Origin of the sequence: Gelidibacter sp. (assembly GCF_035577925.1) — a bacterium.
In the GTDB taxonomy this organism is placed as follows: Bacteria; Bacteroidota; Bacteroidia; order Flavobacteriales; family Flavobacteriaceae; genus Gelidibacter.
This window is the reverse complement of sequence record NZ_DATJCY010000287.1, coordinates 1-16,064: the sequence shown is the minus strand read 5'-3', so window position 1 is coordinate 16,064 and position 16,064 is coordinate 1. Positions and strand designations below refer to the sequence as shown.

At 37.4% G+C, this 16,064-nt stretch carries 13 protein-coding genes, 1 pseudogene and 1 riboswitch; all 14 genes and pseudogenes read left to right on the top strand.

The window, feature by feature from the left end; all coding sequences use genetic code 11:
- Positions 1 to 228, top strand: a pseudogene (locus VNJ50_RS11320) (phosphoadenylylsulfate reductase); the annotation flags it as partial.
- 127 nt (positions 229 to 355) lie between these two features.
- A complete protein-coding gene (cysD, locus tag VNJ50_RS11315; protein ID WP_325581934.1) occupies positions 356 to 1,261 on the top strand; it encodes a sulfate adenylyltransferase subunit CysD in 906 nt (301 codons plus the stop codon).
- Between the two features lie 121 nt (positions 1,262 to 1,382).
- The gene (locus tag VNJ50_RS11310) at positions 1,383 to 2,630 is read left to right on the top strand and encodes a sulfate adenylyltransferase subunit 1 (protein WP_325581932.1); all 1,248 of its coding nucleotides are present in this window, start codon (positions 1,383 to 1,385) and stop codon (positions 2,628 to 2,630) included.
- Between the two features lie 148 nt (positions 2,631 to 2,778).
- Positions 2,779 to 4,872, top strand: coding sequence for a HEPN domain-containing protein (locus VNJ50_RS11305; RefSeq protein WP_325581930.1), 2,094 nt, complete (start codon positions 2,779 to 2,781; stop codon positions 4,870 to 4,872).
- Positions 4,873 to 4,953: 81 nt separating this feature from the next.
- The gene (gene cobA, locus VNJ50_RS11300) at positions 4,954 to 5,721 is read left to right on the top strand and encodes a uroporphyrinogen-III C-methyltransferase (protein WP_325581928.1); all 768 of its coding nucleotides are present in this window, start codon (positions 4,954 to 4,956) and stop codon (positions 5,719 to 5,721) included.
- Positions 5,722 to 5,726: 5 nt separating this feature from the next.
- Complete coding sequence (locus VNJ50_RS11295; RefSeq protein WP_325581926.1) at positions 5,727 to 6,302, top strand: bifunctional precorrin-2 dehydrogenase/sirohydrochlorin ferrochelatase; 576 nt, start codon at positions 5,727 to 5,729, stop codon at positions 6,300 to 6,302.
- A 1-nt stretch (position 6,303) separates the two neighbouring features.
- Positions 6,304 to 7,353: an NAD(P)/FAD-dependent oxidoreductase gene (locus tag VNJ50_RS11290; protein WP_325581924.1), complete on the top strand. Its 1,050-nt coding sequence runs from the start codon at positions 6,304 to 6,306 to the stop codon at positions 7,351 to 7,353.
- A 63-nt stretch (positions 7,354 to 7,416) separates the two neighbouring features.
- Entirely contained in the window at positions 7,417 to 8,178 is a 762-nt protein-coding gene (epsC, locus tag VNJ50_RS11285) for a serine O-acetyltransferase EpsC (protein WP_325581922.1), read from the top strand.
- Positions 8,175 to 9,065, top strand: a complete 891-nt coding sequence (gene cysM / locus VNJ50_RS11280; protein ID WP_414652887.1) for a cysteine synthase CysM — start codon at positions 8,175 to 8,177, stop codon at positions 9,063 to 9,065. Before epsC ends, cysM begins: the two co-directional genes overlap by 4 nt.
- A 57-nt stretch (positions 9,066 to 9,122) precedes the next feature.
- Positions 9,123 to 9,265: riboswitch (SAM riboswitch) on the top strand.
- 54 nt (positions 9,266 to 9,319) lie between these two features.
- Positions 9,320 to 10,315, top strand: a complete 996-nt coding sequence (locus VNJ50_RS11275; protein WP_325581920.1) for a homocysteine S-methyltransferase family protein — start codon at positions 9,320 to 9,322, stop codon at positions 10,313 to 10,315.
- A gap of 5 nt (positions 10,316 to 10,320) precedes the next feature.
- Positions 10,321 to 12,996 carry a methionine synthase gene (gene metH / locus VNJ50_RS11270; RefSeq protein ID WP_325581918.1) on the top strand — a complete coding sequence of 892 codons (2,676 nt, stop codon included), beginning with the start codon at positions 10,321 to 10,323 and terminating at the stop codon, positions 12,994 to 12,996.
- Between the two features lie 109 nt (positions 12,997 to 13,105).
- On the top strand, positions 13,106 to 14,062 hold the full coding sequence (gene metF / locus VNJ50_RS11265; protein WP_325581916.1) for a methylenetetrahydrofolate reductase [NAD(P)H]: 957 nt from the start codon (positions 13,106 to 13,108) through the stop codon (positions 14,060 to 14,062).
- Positions 14,063 to 14,161: 99 nt separating this feature from the next.
- On the top strand, positions 14,162 to 15,259 hold the full coding sequence (locus tag VNJ50_RS11260) for an acyloxyacyl hydrolase (protein WP_325581914.1): 1,098 nt from the start codon (positions 14,162 to 14,164) through the stop codon (positions 15,257 to 15,259).
- A gap of 9 nt (positions 15,260 to 15,268) precedes the next feature.
- Entirely contained in the window at positions 15,269 to 16,018 is a 750-nt protein-coding gene (locus VNJ50_RS11255; RefSeq protein ID WP_325581912.1) for a head GIN domain-containing protein, read from the top strand.
- Positions 16,019 to 16,064: the final 46 nt, after the last annotated feature.

Sequence of the window (16,064 nt, the reverse complement as noted above, 5' to 3'; positions counted from 1 at the left end):
CAACCCGATGTATGGTTTACAAATTTGCGAAAAGGACAAACGGCGTTTCGTGATGGGATTGATATTGTTTCTAAAAGTGCCGATGGCATTATAAAAGTGAGTCCTTTTTATTATTGGACCGATGCAGAACTTGATGCCTATTTGACCGAAAACAACTTGCCCAACGAATTCAAATATTTTGATCCCACAAAACAATTAGAAAACAGAGAATGTGGTTTGCATGCCTAACAGAATTTGAAATTTCAGTCTGAGTTTGCAGATTTAATTGTTGTTGAAATCATCAAAAAGTACATTAAAAACAGAAACTGAAAGAGTAATGATTTTTCTTTTGGTTTAGAGAATGAATATTGAAATTATGAAAAAAGACACCTCAAAAATAAATCCGTTAGAAAACGAAGCTATTTATATTATTAGGGAAGTGGCCGCACAATTTGAAAAGCCTGTCCTTTTATTTTCAGGAGGAAAGGATTCTATCACTTTGGTAAGATTAGCGCAGAAAGCTTTTTATCCTGCGAAAATTCCGTTTCCTTTAATGCATATTGACACAGGGCACAACTTTCCAGAAACTATAGCATTTAGGGATAAATTGGTAAAAGAATTAGGACTGGAGTTGATCGTCAGAAACGTACAAGATTCAATCAATGCAGGAAAAGTTAAGGAAGAATCAGGTAAATATGCCAGTAGAAATAGCCTTCAAACCACAACGTTATTGGATGCCATTGAAGAATTTAAATTTGATGCTTGTATTGGTGGTGCCAGAAGGGATGAAGAAAAAGCAAGAGCCAAGGAACGTGTTTTTTCAGTACGAGATGATTTTGGACAATGGGATGAGAAAAATCAGCGGCCAGAATTGTTTGATATGCTTAATGGACAGATTCATTTAGGTCAGAATGTACGTGTTTTTCCTATTTCCAATTGGACAGAGCTAGATGTATGGTCCTATATTGAGCGTGAAAACATTGAAATTCCTTCTATTTACTTTGCACATACACGTGCTACTTTTTTAAGAGATGGATTAATTTGGTCGTCTGATGACGATGTGGTGTATAGAGATAAAGATGAGGTAGTTGAAGAGCGTGTTGTGCGGTTTAGAACCGTGGGTGATATGAGCTGTACCGCTGCCGTGCTTTCTGAAGCTGCAGACATAGCTTCGGTGGTTCAAGAAATCAGAAATTCAACAATTTCTGAACGCGGTGCACGCATTGACGATAAACGCTCGGAAGCCGCTATGGAAAAACGCAAGCAACAAGGGTATTTTTAAATTCCCATATCGTCATCCTGCTAGGTTTTAAAAACCTTGTAGGTGTCAAGAAATTATTATTAATTAAAAAATATACCCATAAAGAACTCCATCTCCATTGGAGAGAAGGTTGGGAAGAACAATGAAAGTATTAAAAATAGCAACAGCAGGAAGTGTAGATGACGGGAAAAGTACCTTAATTGGTAGAATTCTCTACGATACGAAGTCATTATCGAGTGATAAACTCGATGCCATAAAAAAAACCAGTCAACAAAGAGGTTATGATTATCTCGATTTTTCATTGGCAACAGACGGTTTGGTGGCCGAAAGGGAACAAGGTATTACCATTGATGTGGCGCACATTTATTTTTCAACACCAACCAAAAGCTACATTATTGCTGATACACCAGGCCATGTGGAATATACACGAAACATGGTGACCGGTGCTTCCACATCACAAGCCGCTATTATTTTAATTGATGCCCGAAAAGGAGTAATCGAACAGACCAATCGGCATTTTTTTATCAATAATCTGCTTCGTATCAAAGAGGTTATTGTAGCAATTAATAAAATGGATTTGGTGGATTTTTCAGAAGCTGTTTATAACAAGATCAAAGCAGATTTTGAAGCTCTAACGAAAAAACGTGATTATAAAGAGCAACATATTACTTTCATTCCGGTGAGCGCTTTAAAAGGCGATAATGTGGTGCATGCTTCAGAAAATATGCCATGGTATAAGGGTCAAACTTTATTGGAACATTTTGAGGTCTTAGATACTGAGGATGTTTATAATGCTGGTACACCACGATTCCCAGTTCAGTATGTTGTAAGACCAAAAACCGAAGAATTTCATGATTTTAGAGGTTATGCCGGTAAAGTTTATGGTGGTGACCTAAGTGTTGGTGATGACATTGTTGTTTTACCATCACAAACAAAATCTAAAATAAAGGAGATTTTTGTGTATGATGAATCATACCAAACGGCTTCAAGACGTTCGTCTGTGACCATTACTTTGGAAGATGATATTAATGTCAGTAGAGGTGATATGTTAGTAAAAGCAGATAATTTGCCAACTGTAGATAAGCAATTCACTGCAACTATTTCTTGGATGGATTCGCAAAGTTTGGTTGCAGGAAATAAATATGTACTTCAACATGGCGTGAACAAAGTTTTGGCTAAAGTTGAGATCATTCATCATAAAATTCATCCAGATTATTCAGGAATAGAAAAAAATATTCAGGCTTTGGGAATGAATGATATTGCATCGGTTAGCTTCAAATTGAACAAGCCCATTTTTTTCGACCCATTTAAAAGCCATCGTACTAATGGATCCTTCATTTTAATCGATTCGCAATCAAACAACACAGTTGGAGCCGGGTTTATTCAATAAAATCTTTTAGATCCTAAGCGAACCACATTAGCTGATTTAGGCTTTTCATGTCAAATAATATCGGTGTGGGAATCAGCATTAATAAAGATAGTTTAATTTAAAAATCACCTATAATTTTCCTCCCTTCTGGGGAGGAAGGGAGAGGATTATGCAAAGTTTTAGAACAGAATTAGAAAATCCGGTCGTTGAAAAAGATATCCTCGATTTGGCCCGTAAAATCGAACTCTTCAAATACGGTAAGGTGAGCGAAGAGCAATTTAGAAGTGTGCGTTTGGCGCGCGGCATTTATGGACAGCGTCAACAAGGCGTACAAATGGTACGTATTAAATTGCCTTACGGAAAAGTTTTGAGTCAGCAGTTACGAAGAATAGCAGACGTATCCGATACCTATTCGCGAGGGCGCTTGCATATTACCACACGTCAGGACATCCAAATTCATTATGTAGATATTGACAGAACGCCAGAACTTTGGTCGGAATTGGAAAAAGACGCATTGACCATTAGAGAAGCTTGTGGCAATACCGTTAGGAATGTTACAGCTAGTGAAACTGCTGGGATTGACCGCAATGAACCTTTTGATGTGTCACCCTATGCCGATGCTGTTTTTAAGTTCTTTTTGCGCAACCCCATCTGTCAGGAAATGGGTCGGAAATTTAAGGTGTCGTTTTCGGCTTCTGATGAAGATTCAGGATTGTCATACATGCATGATTTGGGTTTTATAGCCAAAATGGAAAATGGTGTCAGAGGATTTAAAGTCATGTTGGGTGGTGGACTGGGATCACAACCACGACTTGCCGATGTGCTTTATGATTTTTTGCCAACCGACAGAATAATTCCACTTATGGAAGGTGTATTACGTGTTTTTGATCGTCATGGTGAACGAAAAAGTCGCTCCAAAGCTCGTATGAAATTTTTGATTAGTAGTATAGGTTTAGAAGCGTTCAAACGGTTGTTGGATGAAGAGCAAAATGCCATTTCAAACCAGTCTATTCCAATTAATGTAGAGGATTATCCGATATCCGTGCCAGTTAGCGTTGAAGTACCAAATGTTCACATCAAAAATATACCTGCATTTGAAGCTTGGAAAGCTACCAACCTCATTCCGCAAAAGCAACAAGGTTATGTGGCCATAGGTGTTAAAGTGTTGTTGGGCGATTTCTATACTGATAAAGCACGTCTCTTAGCGGATTTGGTTGAAAATTATGCGGCTGGGGAAATCCGCTTGACCTTGCGCCAAAATATCCTTATTCCTTTTGTAAAAGAGGAATTATTACCATTTTTTTATCAAGAATTGGATCGGTTGGGTTTTGCTGAGTTGGGCTATAATAAAGCGGTGGATATAACCGCTTGTCCCGGAACGGATACTTGTAATTTGGGCATTGCAAGTAGTACTGGTATTGCCGAAGAGTTGGAGCGTGTTATTAAAACAGAATATCCACAATATGTTAAAAATAAAGATCTTGTTATAAAAATAAGTGGCTGTATGAATGCTTGTGGCCAGCATAATATGGCAAATATCGGATTTCAAGGAATGTCAATGCGTACTCCAGATAAATTGGTGGCACCTGCGCTTCAGGTTTTGCTTGGTGGTGGAAATTTGGGTAACGGAAAAGGCGTATACGCTGACAAAGTGGTAAAAATACCTAGCAAAAGAGGGCCAGAAGCCTTACGGCGTATATTAAATGATTTTGAAGCCAATGCTAACGGAAAATCGTTTTTGGATTATTATTTAGCAAAAGGTGAAAAATACTTTTATAATCTTTTAACTGACCTTTCTGATGTAACGAACTTAACACAAGACGACTTTATAGATTGGGGAACTAATGAAGATTATATAAAAGCCATTGGAATTGGTGAATGTGCTGGTGTTGTAATTGATTTGGTTGCTACTTTGTTTTTGGAAAGCGAAGAGAAAATTGACAGAGCTAAAGAAGCATTATCTCATAAAGTATATTCCAATGCAATCTATTTGGCTTATACGGCTATGGTCAATGCTGCAAAAGCACTTTTAATTTCAGAAGATATAGTCACAAATACCCAAGCAGGCATTATAAATCAGTTTGATGTTGAATTTGTCGAACCCCAAAAAATCGATTTGGGAACGTCATTTTCAGAAGTCATTTATCAAATAAAAACCAATGCACCAACAGATGCATTTGCCAAAAAATATATTCAAAATGCAGTGAATATTTTAGATAAGGCAAGAGTATTTAGAGCGCACAAACAAGCTGTTGCAATATAGGCTCTAAACCGTTACCTACAAGGTTTTCAAAACTAACCTGCAAGGTTTTCAAAACCTTGTAGGTTTAAAAAAAACAAACAAATGATAACACCAAAATTAACCGTTGTTGGCGCAGGACCAGGAGATCCAGAACTCATCACGATTAAAGCCATCAAAGCCATAGCATCTGCCAATGTAATTTTATATGATGCGCTAATTAACTTTGCCTTATTGGATTATGCTTCGGATCATGCAGAGCTCCTATTTGTAGGCAAGCGCAAAGGCTATTACGCCTATGAGCAAAATCAAATTAACGATTTGATTGTAGCACGTGCAAAATCGTATGGTCATGTGGTTCGTTTAAAAGGTGGTGATCCTTTTGTTTTTGGAAGAGGTGCAGAAGAAATCGATTTTGCACATCAATACGGAATAGAAACAGCGATGATTCCTGGAATTTCGTCAGCGTTGGCCGTTCCAGCCTATCAAGGAATTCCTTTGACAAAACGAGGTACTTCCGAAAGTTTTTGGGTCATTACTGGCACCACTAGATCGCATCAGTTATCAAATGATGTCAAACTAGCGGCACAATCTACCGCAACTGTGGTTATTTTAATGGGCATGGGAAAGCTGTCTGAGATTGTGACGGTTTTTTCAGCACAAGGAAAGCAAGATACACCTGTGGCAGTTATTCAAAACGGAACTACCGAAAACGAGAAATTTGGAACAGGAACCATCTCAACTATTTGTGATGTGGTTGAAAAACGAAGCTTGTCCAATCCTGCAATCATTGTAATTGGCGAAGTTGTTAATCAGCGGGTAAAACTAAATGCTACGTTAAAGCAATTTAATCACCATCCCTTAATGGTCTAAAAAGAATGGAACGAAACAACTTATATCCAATTTTCTTAAAAATGAATAAAATCCAAACCTTGATTGTTGGAGGCGGGAATGTGGGCTTAGAAAAACTTACTTTTTTGCTAAAATCAAGCCCCAATAGCAATGTGGTAATGGTTGCTCCCTTTTTTAAAGATGAGGTGAAAATATTAGCAAAAGAATTTAACGTAACCTTAATTCTTAAGGCTTACAACGAAGCGTTTTTATGTGATAAAGATTTGGTCATTGCCGCTACAGACAATTTAGAGGTTAACCAGCAAATTTATAAAGATGCGAAGCGTCGCAATGTATTGATCAATGTTGCTGATACTCCAGAGTTGTGCGATTTTTATTTGGGTGGTATTGTTACAAAAGGCAATGTTAAAGTTGCCATTTCTACCAATGGTAAATCACCAACCACCGCCAAAAGACTTCGAGAATTCTTTGAAGAGGTTCTTCCAGATGATGTCAATATTTTGGTGGAAAATCTAAATACATACAGAAAAACATTAAAAGGTAGTTTTGAGCAGAAAGTGATGGCACTCAACAAAATTACCGAAACATTAATTAGCAAATAACATGATTACAACAGATATCTTAATAATAGGAGCAGGCCCTACAGGCTTATTTACCGTTTTTGAAGCGGGATTGCTAAAGCTCAAATGTCATTTGATAGACGCCTTGCCACAACCTGGAGGTCAGTGTTCGGAATTATATCCCAAAAAACCCATTTATGACATTCCTGGAGTTCCTGATATTTTAGCTGGAGATTTGACCAAAAACCTTTTGGAGCAAGGCAAACAATTTGAACCTGGATTTACTTTGGGCGAACGTGCAGAAACTATAGAAAGGCAAGAAGACGGCAGTTTTATTGTTACCACCAATAAAGGCACAAGACATAAGGCGCCTATTGTTGCCATTGCTGGAGGTTTGGGAAGCTTTGAGCCAAGAAAGCCTTTGATTGATAATCTTGAAATTTATGAAGATTTTGGGGTCGATTACTTTATTAGGGATCCAGAAATATATCGAGGTAAGAAAGTGGTGATTTCTGGCGGTGGAGATTCGGCATTAGATTGGAGTATTTTCTTGGCCGATATAGCAGCAGAAGTTACTTTGGTTCATAGACGTAATGAGTTTAGAGGAGCTTTAGATTCGGTTGAAAAGGTTCAGGAACTAAAACTTCTTGGCAAAATTAATCTCATTACCCCTGCAGAAGTCACACAACTGCATGGAAATGGAAAATTAGAACAACTTACTATTGTACAAGAGGGAACAGAAATTTGGTATGAAGCGGATTATTTTATTCCGCTTTTCGGGCTGTCACCAAAGTTGGGACCGATAAGCGAATGGGGTTTGGAGATCGAGAAAAACGCCATCAAAGTAGATACTTTTGATTATCAAACCAATATCCCGGGAATTTATGCCATAGGCGATGTCAATACTTATCCGGGGAAATTAAAATTGATTCTTTGTGGTTTTCATGAAGCGACATTAATGTGCCAATCTGCTTACCAAATCATCAATCCAGGCAAAAAATATGTGCTTAAATATACAACGGTCAGTGGTATTGATGGTTTTGACGGTACGCGTAAAGAAGCGCCAAAAGCAGTTGTGCAGGCCATCTTATAACAAGGTGTTAAAATTTGTTTAATGAAAGTAAAGTAAAGAATAATAATGTGTAATATTGGAAGTATGAGCGAAACTTTCAACGATAGTAAAAAATATAAAAACTATAATATTTGTTTAAAAGACACTGTAAAACTCTTTTCCAAAGGATTGTTTTATATGCTTTTTGATGAGGATTATAAAATACAAAACAGCGCTTTATTAAAAGAGATGTTTTTAAACATTGCCACAAAACTTGATTTACCGGATAGCCAAATTTTATGGGAACGTTTTGAGGAACATTTTCCTGAAATCCGAGAGAAACTTGATTTGGATGCCATGGCGATTGAAAAACATGATCCTGCAGCAAAGAGCTTGTCTGAAGTATATTTAGCATATCCCGGATTTCATGCTATTGCAATATACAGATTGAGTCACCAATTGTATCAGTTAAAAGCCCATGTGTTTTCTAGGATGATGAGTGAATACGCTCACGGTGTCACAGGCATCGATATCCATCCCGGTGCTACTATCGGGAATTCTTTTTTTATTGATCACGGCACAGGCATCGTTATTGGTGAAACCTCTATTATTAAAAATAACGTTAAAATTTATCAAGGGGTAACTCTTGGCGGAATTCAAATTAAGAAAAGCTTGTCTTCAACTAAACGGCATCCTACTATTGAGGATCATGTTACCATTTATGCCAATGCTACCATTTTGGGTGGTGACATTGTTATTGGAGCAAATAGTATTATTGGAGCCAATGTATGGATTACCGAATCGGTACCAGAAAATTCACTCGTTACTTATCAAACGGAAATTAAAATTAGCACCCGAAAAAAATGATTCAAAGTCAATCTATTCTAGACCAAATAGGAAATACGCCTCTTATTGAAGTAAAAAATATTATTCATAAAGAAGGTGTCCGTTTATTTTTAAAATTGGAAGGAAAAAATCCCGGAGGTAGTGTTAAGGATCGCGCTGCTTATAACATGATTTCGGAGGCACTTAACCGTGGCGACATAAAAAAAGGAGATCATTTAGTAGAAGCCACTAGCGGTAATACCGGTATTGCTTTAGCATTTATTGCTCAATTGCTCGGCTTAAAAATGGTCTTGGTCATGCCCGAGAATTCTACCGAAGAACGCATCAAAACCATGCGTGCCTATGGTGCAGAATTAATTTTGACTTCTGCGGAAAATGGTATTGAAGGCGCTCGGGATACCGCTGAAAAACTTCAACGGGATAAAGGCTACTTTATGTTGAACCAATTTGCAAATGACGACAATTGGAAAGCCCATTACAAAAGTACTGGACCCGAAATTTGGCGTGATACTCAGGGTGAAATTACCCATTTTATCTCGGCTATGGGCACGACAGGAACGATCATGGGGGTCTCGAAGTTCTTAAAAGAACAGAATCCAGACATTAAAATTATAGGTGCTCAACCTACTGATGGTGCTAAAATTCCGGGTATTCGCAAATGGCCAGAGGCATATCTTCCCAAAATATTTGACCGCTCTAAAGTCGATGAGCTTGTTGAAGTGAGTGAAATGGAAGCAAAAGTTGCAACTAATAGACTTGCTAAAGAAGAGGGTGTCTTTGCGGGTATGAGTAGTGGTGGTGCTGTATCTGCCGCTTTGAAAGTTGCTGAAAAGCTAGACAAAGGAATCCTTGTAGCTATCATTTGTGATATTGGCGATAGGTATTTGTCTTCAGAATTGTTCGACTAAAGTTGGTTATAAGATATTTATCGCTTAATTTCGCCCGCAGTTCATACTAATTATTAATTGTTATCACGAAAGGCAGAGGGATTAGACCCGTTGAAGCCTTAGCAACCCTTAAATTTCCTGTGTAGGCAGGAATCTCATTTTTAAGAAGGTGCTAAATTCTACTTGATTCTGATTTTTTTCAGAATTTAGACAGATAACCAAAGTGTTTTATTTCCTCACTTTCCTGATGACATTATTTATTATTATTTTAAAAAATGTCAGATTTAAATCAAATTTTACAAGATCGTATTCTTATTCTTGATGGCGCCATGGGAACCATGTTGCAACGTTATAATTTTTCTGAAGAAGATTTTCGTGGCCAACGTTTTAAAGATTATCCAAGCTCACTAAAAGGCAATAATGACTTGTTGTCATTGACGCAACCTCAGGCTATTGCTGATGTACATCGTCAATATTTTGAAGCTGGTGCGGATATTGCCGAGACCAATACATTTTCGAGTACAACCATTGCCATGGCCGATTATAACATGGAAAATTTGGTTTATGAACTTAATTTCGAATCTGCTAAAATAGCCCGTCAAGTGGCTGATGAGTTTACTAAAGCCAATCCTGAAAAACCACGTTTTGTAGCGGGAAGTATTGGACCTACCAATAAAACAGCGAGTTTATCGCCAGACGTCAACAAACCCGAATTTCGAGCCATCACTTTTGATGAATTGCGCATTGCTTACAAACAACAAGCGGAGGCATTAATTGATGGTGGAGTGGACCTACTTTTGGTAGAAACCATTTTCGATACTTTAAATGCAAAAGCAGCCTTATTTGCCATTGAGGAAATAAGGGAGGAGCGCAATCTCGATATCCCGATTATGGTGTCTGGTACGATTACCGATGCTTCAGGAAGAACACTTTCAGGACAAACGGTTGAAGCATTTTTAATGTCCATCTCACATATTCCTTTATTGAGCGTTGGTTTTAATTGCGCACTTGGTGCAGACCAATTAAAACCTTATTTACAGCGTTTATCCAACGAAACAGAATTTTATACCTCGGCACATCCCAATGCAGGTTTGCCAAATGCCTTTGGGGAATATGAACAGACTGCTGATCAAATGAACATGTTGATTGAAGAATATCTGAAAGATGGACTGATCAATATTATTGGAGGATGTTGTGGATCTACACCAGAACATATAAAGTTGATTGCAGATACTGCCCAAAATTATAAACCACGTCAAATTGAAGCATAGGGAAAATGAAGAAGAAAAATAAATACTTAACACTTTCTGGTTTGGAGCCTTTGGTGGTTACTCCCGAAAGCAATTTTATAAATGTTGGCGAGCGTACCAATGTTACCGGATCGCGTAAATTTTTACGTCTCATAAAAGAAGAAAAATATAACGAAGCATTGGACGTAGCTCGTGACCAAGTTGAAGGTGGTGCGCAGATTATCGATGTGAATATGGACGAGGGCATGTTGGACGGCGTTTATGCAATGACCAAGTTTTTAAACCTTATTGCCTCAGAACCCGATATTGCCAAATTGCCCATCATGATTGATAGTTCCAAGTGGGAAATTATTGAAGCCGGATTAAAGGTCGTTCAAGGAAAATCCGTGGTCAACTCCATCAGTTTAAAGGAAGGCGAAGCCACGTTTATTCACCATGCTAAATTGGTAAAACGCTATGGCGCAGCAGTGATTGTGATGGCTTTTGATGAAGATGGACAGGCAGATACTTTAGAGCGACGTATTGAGATTTGTAAACGATCGTATGATATTTTGGTCAATAAAGTCAAATTTCCGCCACAGGATATTATTTTTGACCCTAATATTTTTCCTGTTGCTACAGGAATGGAAGAACATCGCTTGAATGCTTTGGACTTTTTTAATGCCACCAAATGGATTCGTGAAAACTTGCCTTATGCCAATGTTTCTGGTGGTGTGAGCAACGTTTCTTTTTCGTTTAGAGGAAATACGGTCGTTCGTGAAGCCATCAACTCCGCATTTTTGTACCATGCCATTCAGCACGGAATGAATATGGGTATCGTTAATCCGACGATGTTGGAGATTTATGACGAAATTCCGAAAGATTTATTGGAGCATGTCGAAGATGTTTTGTTTGATAGACGTGACGATGCTACCGAACGTTTGTTGGATTTTTCAGAAAAGGTCAAAGGCGATAAAAAGGAAGATATTGCTAAGATTTTGGAATGGCGAAATGATCCGTTACAAGATCGTATTACACATGCTTTGGTGAAAGGTATCGAAACTTTTATTATAGAAGATGTTGAAATAGCGCGTCAAGAAAGTTCAAAACCTATTGAGGTTATTGAAGGCCATTTGATGATTGGAATGAGCGTGGTTGGCGATTTATTTGGCAGCGGAAAAATGTTTTTGCCACAGGTGGTAAAATCAGCCCGTGTCATGAAAAAAGCAGTCGCTTATCTACAACCATTTATTGAAGCAGAAAAAGATGGAAAGCAAGCTTTTGCAGGTCGTGTGTTGATGGCAACCGTTAAAGGTGATGTGCATGATATCGGGAAAAATATTGTGAGCGTTGTTTTGGGATGTAATAATTATGAAATCATCGATTTGGGTGTCATGGTGCCGCCAGAAAAAATCATCGAAACGGCACTTAGGGAAAACGTTGATATTATTGGATTAAGCGGATTGATTACGCCTTCGTTGGACGAAATGGTGTATGTGTCCAAAGAAATGGAAAAGAAAAACATCACTATTCCATTACTAATTGGTGGTGCAACAACGTCTAGAGCACATGCTGCTGTTAAGATTGCGCCAAATTATGGACATACCGTTGTGCACGTTAATGATGCCTCAAGAGCGGTAACTGTTGTGGGCAGTTTGCTTCAAAAGGACAATAAGATATATAAAGAACAAATTCGTGAAGAATATGAAAAATTTCGTGAGCAGTTTTTAAAACGTGGAAAAACCAAAAACTTTGTCAACATTGAGGAGGCGCGAAAACGAAAATATAAAATAGATTGGGAAACTTCTGTTATTGCTAAACCTAATCAATTAGGTGTTCAGATTATTCAGGATTTTGACCTTTCTAAATTAGAAGATTTTATCGACTGGAGTCCGTTTTTTAGGAGTTGGGATTTGCACGGAAAATATCCAGATATTCTCACTGATGAAGTCGTTGGAGAACAAGCTGCAGAGCTTTTTGCAGATGCCAAAGCATTATTGAAAAAAGTAATAGATGGCAAACTTTTAAAAGCAAAAGCCATCTTCGGATTGTTTAATGCCAATACGGTGAATGATGATGATATTGAAATTTACGATGAATCTGGTGAAACTCAAGTAACCTTTTTAACGCTTCGTCAGCAACTCGATAAACGAGAAGGAATTCCAAACCTCGCTTTAGCAGATTTTATAGCACCTAAAGATTCAGGAAAACAAGATTATATGGGATGTTTCTGTGTTTCTACCGGATTTGGAACTGCAGAATTAGCTAAAAAATATGAAGAAGATCTTGACGATTATAACGCTATTATGATCAAAGCTATTGCTGATAGGCTTGCCGAAGCTTTTGCAGAATATTTGCACAAGGAAGTGCGAACTAATTATTGGGGCTATGATTCTGATGAGGATTTATCAAATGACGAATTGATTAAAGAAGTTTATAAAGGAATTCGTCCAGCACCAGGATATCCGGCATGTCCAGACCATTTAGAGAAGTTGACGATTTGGAAATTGTTACAGGTCAAAGAAAATATTGGTGTCGAAATTACTGATAGTTTGGCAATGTGGCCAGCAGCAAGTGTTTCGGGTTATTATTTTGCAAATCCAGAAGCCAAGTATTTTGGATTGGGTAAAATAACCGATGACCAATTAAAGGATTATGCCAAACGTCGTGGAATGAGCAACGAAGAAGCTGAAAAATGGCTGAGTCCTAATTTAGCGGATTAATAGCAGAACTAGAGAAACCTAGAGAAAAAATAAATTATTAATTGTAAACCATTGAATACATTCGTGTATTTGCGGTAAATAAAGGTCCCCGTTTTTGTGGGGAATAAACATGAAAGTAACAGAACACATCGCACAAGCTAACGGAAATACACAATTTTCGTTCGAGATTTTACCACCGTTAAAAGGTCAAAATATTAAATCTATTTTTGATAATATTGAGCCGTTAATGGATTTTAATCCTCCTTTTATTGACGTCACTTACCATCGTGAAGAATATGTTTATAAAGAACAGTCCAACGGGTTACTTAAAAAACAAGTGGTCAAAAAACGTCCGGGGACGGTTGGTATTTGTGCAGCCATTCAAAACCGTTTTAAGGTCGATGCCATTCCTCATATTTTATGTGGAGGTTTCACAAAGGAAGATACCGAAAACTTTTTGATTGATCTTGATTTTTTGGGAATTGATAATGTAATGGCGCTGCGTGGTGATGCTGTTAAAACCGAAACGTATTTCATCCCCGAATCCGAAGGTCATGCTTACGCCAATGGTTTGGTAAAACAAATTAAAGCGCTTAATGAAGGGATTTATTTGGACGAAGGTCTTCAGGATACTTCAAAAACCAATTTCTGCATTGGCGTAGCGGGATATCCCGAAAAACACATGGAAGCCCCGAGTTTGGACAGTGATATTCATTTTTTGAAAAAGAAAATCGCTAACGGTGCCGAATATGTGGTTACCCAAATGTTTTTCGATAATCAGAAGTATTTTGATTTTGTCGAAAAATGCAGAAGTCAAGGAATTACCGTTCCGATTATTCCTGGATTAAAACCTATTGCCACCAAAAAACAACTCAATTTATTGCCACACCGTTTTCATGTCGATTTGCCAGAAGATCTAATTCAGGAAATCATTAAGTGTAAGGATAATGCTGAGGTAAAACAAGTAGGTATTGAATGGTGTATTCAGCAATCCAAAGAGTTGCAACAAGCAGGAATTCCTGTGTTACATTACTATTCAATGGGAAAAAGCGATAATATTCATACCATTGCATCGCAAGTTTTTTAACTTCGAAATGACCATTTATAATGTTAAGTTATCGAGATACAGTGCCAGAAGCTTTAGGGTTTTAATAATTCGTTTAATTTTGCCGAATAACCCAATCGGATGAAGCCATTATTAGTAGGTGTCGTATGTTTAATGTGTTCGTTGCTGTACGCCCAAGAAAAAGATCCAAATGTGTTCAGTTTGGATGTCAATTATTTTCAAGGAACTATTCTTGAGCACAATCCTGATATAGCGCACCTTATAACAGATCACCCAACGGGTTTGATTTTGAGTTACAATAAAAAAACCTACGGATTTCAGCCGTGGGAAAGTCGTTATAATTATCCCGATTATGGAGTTTCATTCATTTATCAGGATATGAAAAACTTGTATCTCGGTAAAAATTATGGACTGTACGCGCATTATAATTTTTATTTTTTAAATAGAAATCTGAATTTCAGAATTGGCCAGGGCATCGCTTACACCACAAATCCTTATGAAAGGGAAGCGAATTATATAAACACAGCTTATGGCTCAGATTTGTTGAGCAGTACCTATTTTATGCTCAATTATAAAAAGGAGAAGGTATGGAAAGGTTTGGGATTTCAGGCTGGGATATCTGTGGTACATTATTCCAATGCCAATGTTAAAGCGCCCAACAATTCTACAAATACGTTAGCTTTTAATATTGGCGCCAATTATCTGTTGGACTATGATAAAGAACCTGATTTTCAACCTTCAACAGAAACTAAGAAGTTTACTGAAAAAATAAAATACAACCTTGCCTTTAGTACTGGTATTAATGAAAGTGATGTGGTGGGCATGGGGCAATTTCCATTTTATAATCTGTCTTTTTATGTTGATAAACGTATTAATAGAAAAAGTGCACTTCACGTTGGCACCGAAGTGTTTTTTGCGAATTTTTTAAAGGAATTGATTTATTATTATTCTGTCGCTTATCCGGAATACAATGTTGATCCTGATACAGATTACAAACGATTGGGCATTTTTGTAGGTCACGAATTATTTATCAATAAAATGTCTTTTATTACTCAATTGGGTTATTATGTGTATTACCCTTATGATTTTGAAGGCCGTATTTATAATAGGATTGGTTTGAAACGTTATTTTGGAGATCAGTTTTTTGGAGCCATCACTTTAAAAGCGCATGTTGCCAAAGCCGAAGCAGTGGAATTTGGAGTGGGTATTAGGTTTTAAAATAAAGACATGAAAAAATTAATTTACTTAACCGTCGTCATTTTATTGTTTTCTTGCAACGGAACGAATGTACCAGATTGTTTTCAAAACTCTGGGGCTATTGTTCAAAAAGAAGTTGTTGTTCCAGATTTTAGCAGCATTGTGGTTTTTGAACGTGTACAGCTTATCATCAAACAAGCCGCGGAACAAAAGGTTATTATTGAAACTGGCGAGTATTTAATGGATGATATCGTAGTTAGTGTTGATAATGGACAACTTATTTTAAAAGATGATAATGGCTGCAATCTTGTAAGGGATTATGGTATTACTAAAATTTATGTTAGCGCACCAAATATTACCCAAATCCGATCGAGCACCGGATTGACTACTTTAGGTCAAGGCGTTTTAAACTATCCTAATTTATCATTGATTTCTGAAGATTTTGGACAGGAAGGTAATTATCATACGGTTGGCGATTTTAAATTGGAAGTCAATTGCCAAAACCTGAATGTCCTTAACAATAACCAATCTCACATGTTTTTAAGCGGAACGGTTGAGCATTTAACTATTGGATTTTATGCCGGAAACTCACGCTTTGAAGGACGGCATTTAATTGCGCAAAATATCAATTTTTTTCAGCGCAGCAGTAATGATATGATCCTTAATGCGAGAACATCAATAAAAGGAGAAATTAGAAGTACGGGCAATGTTATTTTAGTCAATGAACCACCAGTGGTTGATGTTCAAACGTTTTATACGGGCCGTTTGATTATTGAATAACAACTTATTGTGCTGTTAATTCCCTGAATAAACTTTCTAAGTTTTT

Excerpts from the sequence above, each read along its gene's own strand:
- VNJ50_RS11275 (WP_325581920.1), top strand. The coding sequence starts at position 9,320 with ATGTCAGATTTAAATCAAATTTTACAAGATCGTATTCTTATTCTTGAT.
- VNJ50_RS11305 (WP_325581930.1), top strand. The coding sequence starts at position 2,779 with ATGCAAAGTTTTAGAACAGAATTAGAAAATCCGGTCGTTGAAAAAGAT.
- VNJ50_RS11290 (WP_325581924.1), top strand. The coding sequence starts at position 6,304 with ATGATTACAACAGATATCTTAATAATAGGAGCAGGCCCTACAGGCTTA.
- VNJ50_RS11260 (WP_325581914.1), top strand. The coding sequence starts at position 14,162 with ATGAAGCCATTATTAGTAGGTGTCGTATGTTTAATGTGTTCGTTGCTG.
- metF (WP_325581916.1), top strand. The coding sequence starts at position 13,106 with ATGAAAGTAACAGAACACATCGCACAAGCTAACGGAAATACACAATTT.
- VNJ50_RS11310 (WP_325581932.1), top strand. The coding sequence starts at position 1,383 with ATGAAAGTATTAAAAATAGCAACAGCAGGAAGTGTAGATGACGGGAAA.
- cysD (WP_325581934.1), top strand. The coding sequence starts at position 356 with ATGAAAAAAGACACCTCAAAAATAAATCCGTTAGAAAACGAAGCTATT.
- VNJ50_RS11255 (WP_325581912.1), top strand. The coding sequence starts at position 15,269 with ATGAAAAAATTAATTTACTTAACCGTCGTCATTTTATTGTTTTCTTGC.
- cobA (WP_325581928.1), top strand. The coding sequence starts at position 4,954 with ATGATAACACCAAAATTAACCGTTGTTGGCGCAGGACCAGGAGATCCA.
- epsC (WP_325581922.1), top strand. The coding sequence starts at position 7,417 with ATGAGCGAAACTTTCAACGATAGTAAAAAATATAAAAACTATAATATT.
- VNJ50_RS11295 (WP_325581926.1), top strand. The coding sequence starts at position 5,727 with ATGGAACGAAACAACTTATATCCAATTTTCTTAAAAATGAATAAAATC.
- cysM (WP_414652887.1), top strand. The coding sequence starts at position 8,175 with ATGATTCAAAGTCAATCTATTCTAGACCAAATAGGAAATACGCCTCTT.
- metH (WP_325581918.1), top strand. The coding sequence starts at position 10,321 with ATGAAGAAGAAAAATAAATACTTAACACTTTCTGGTTTGGAGCCTTTG.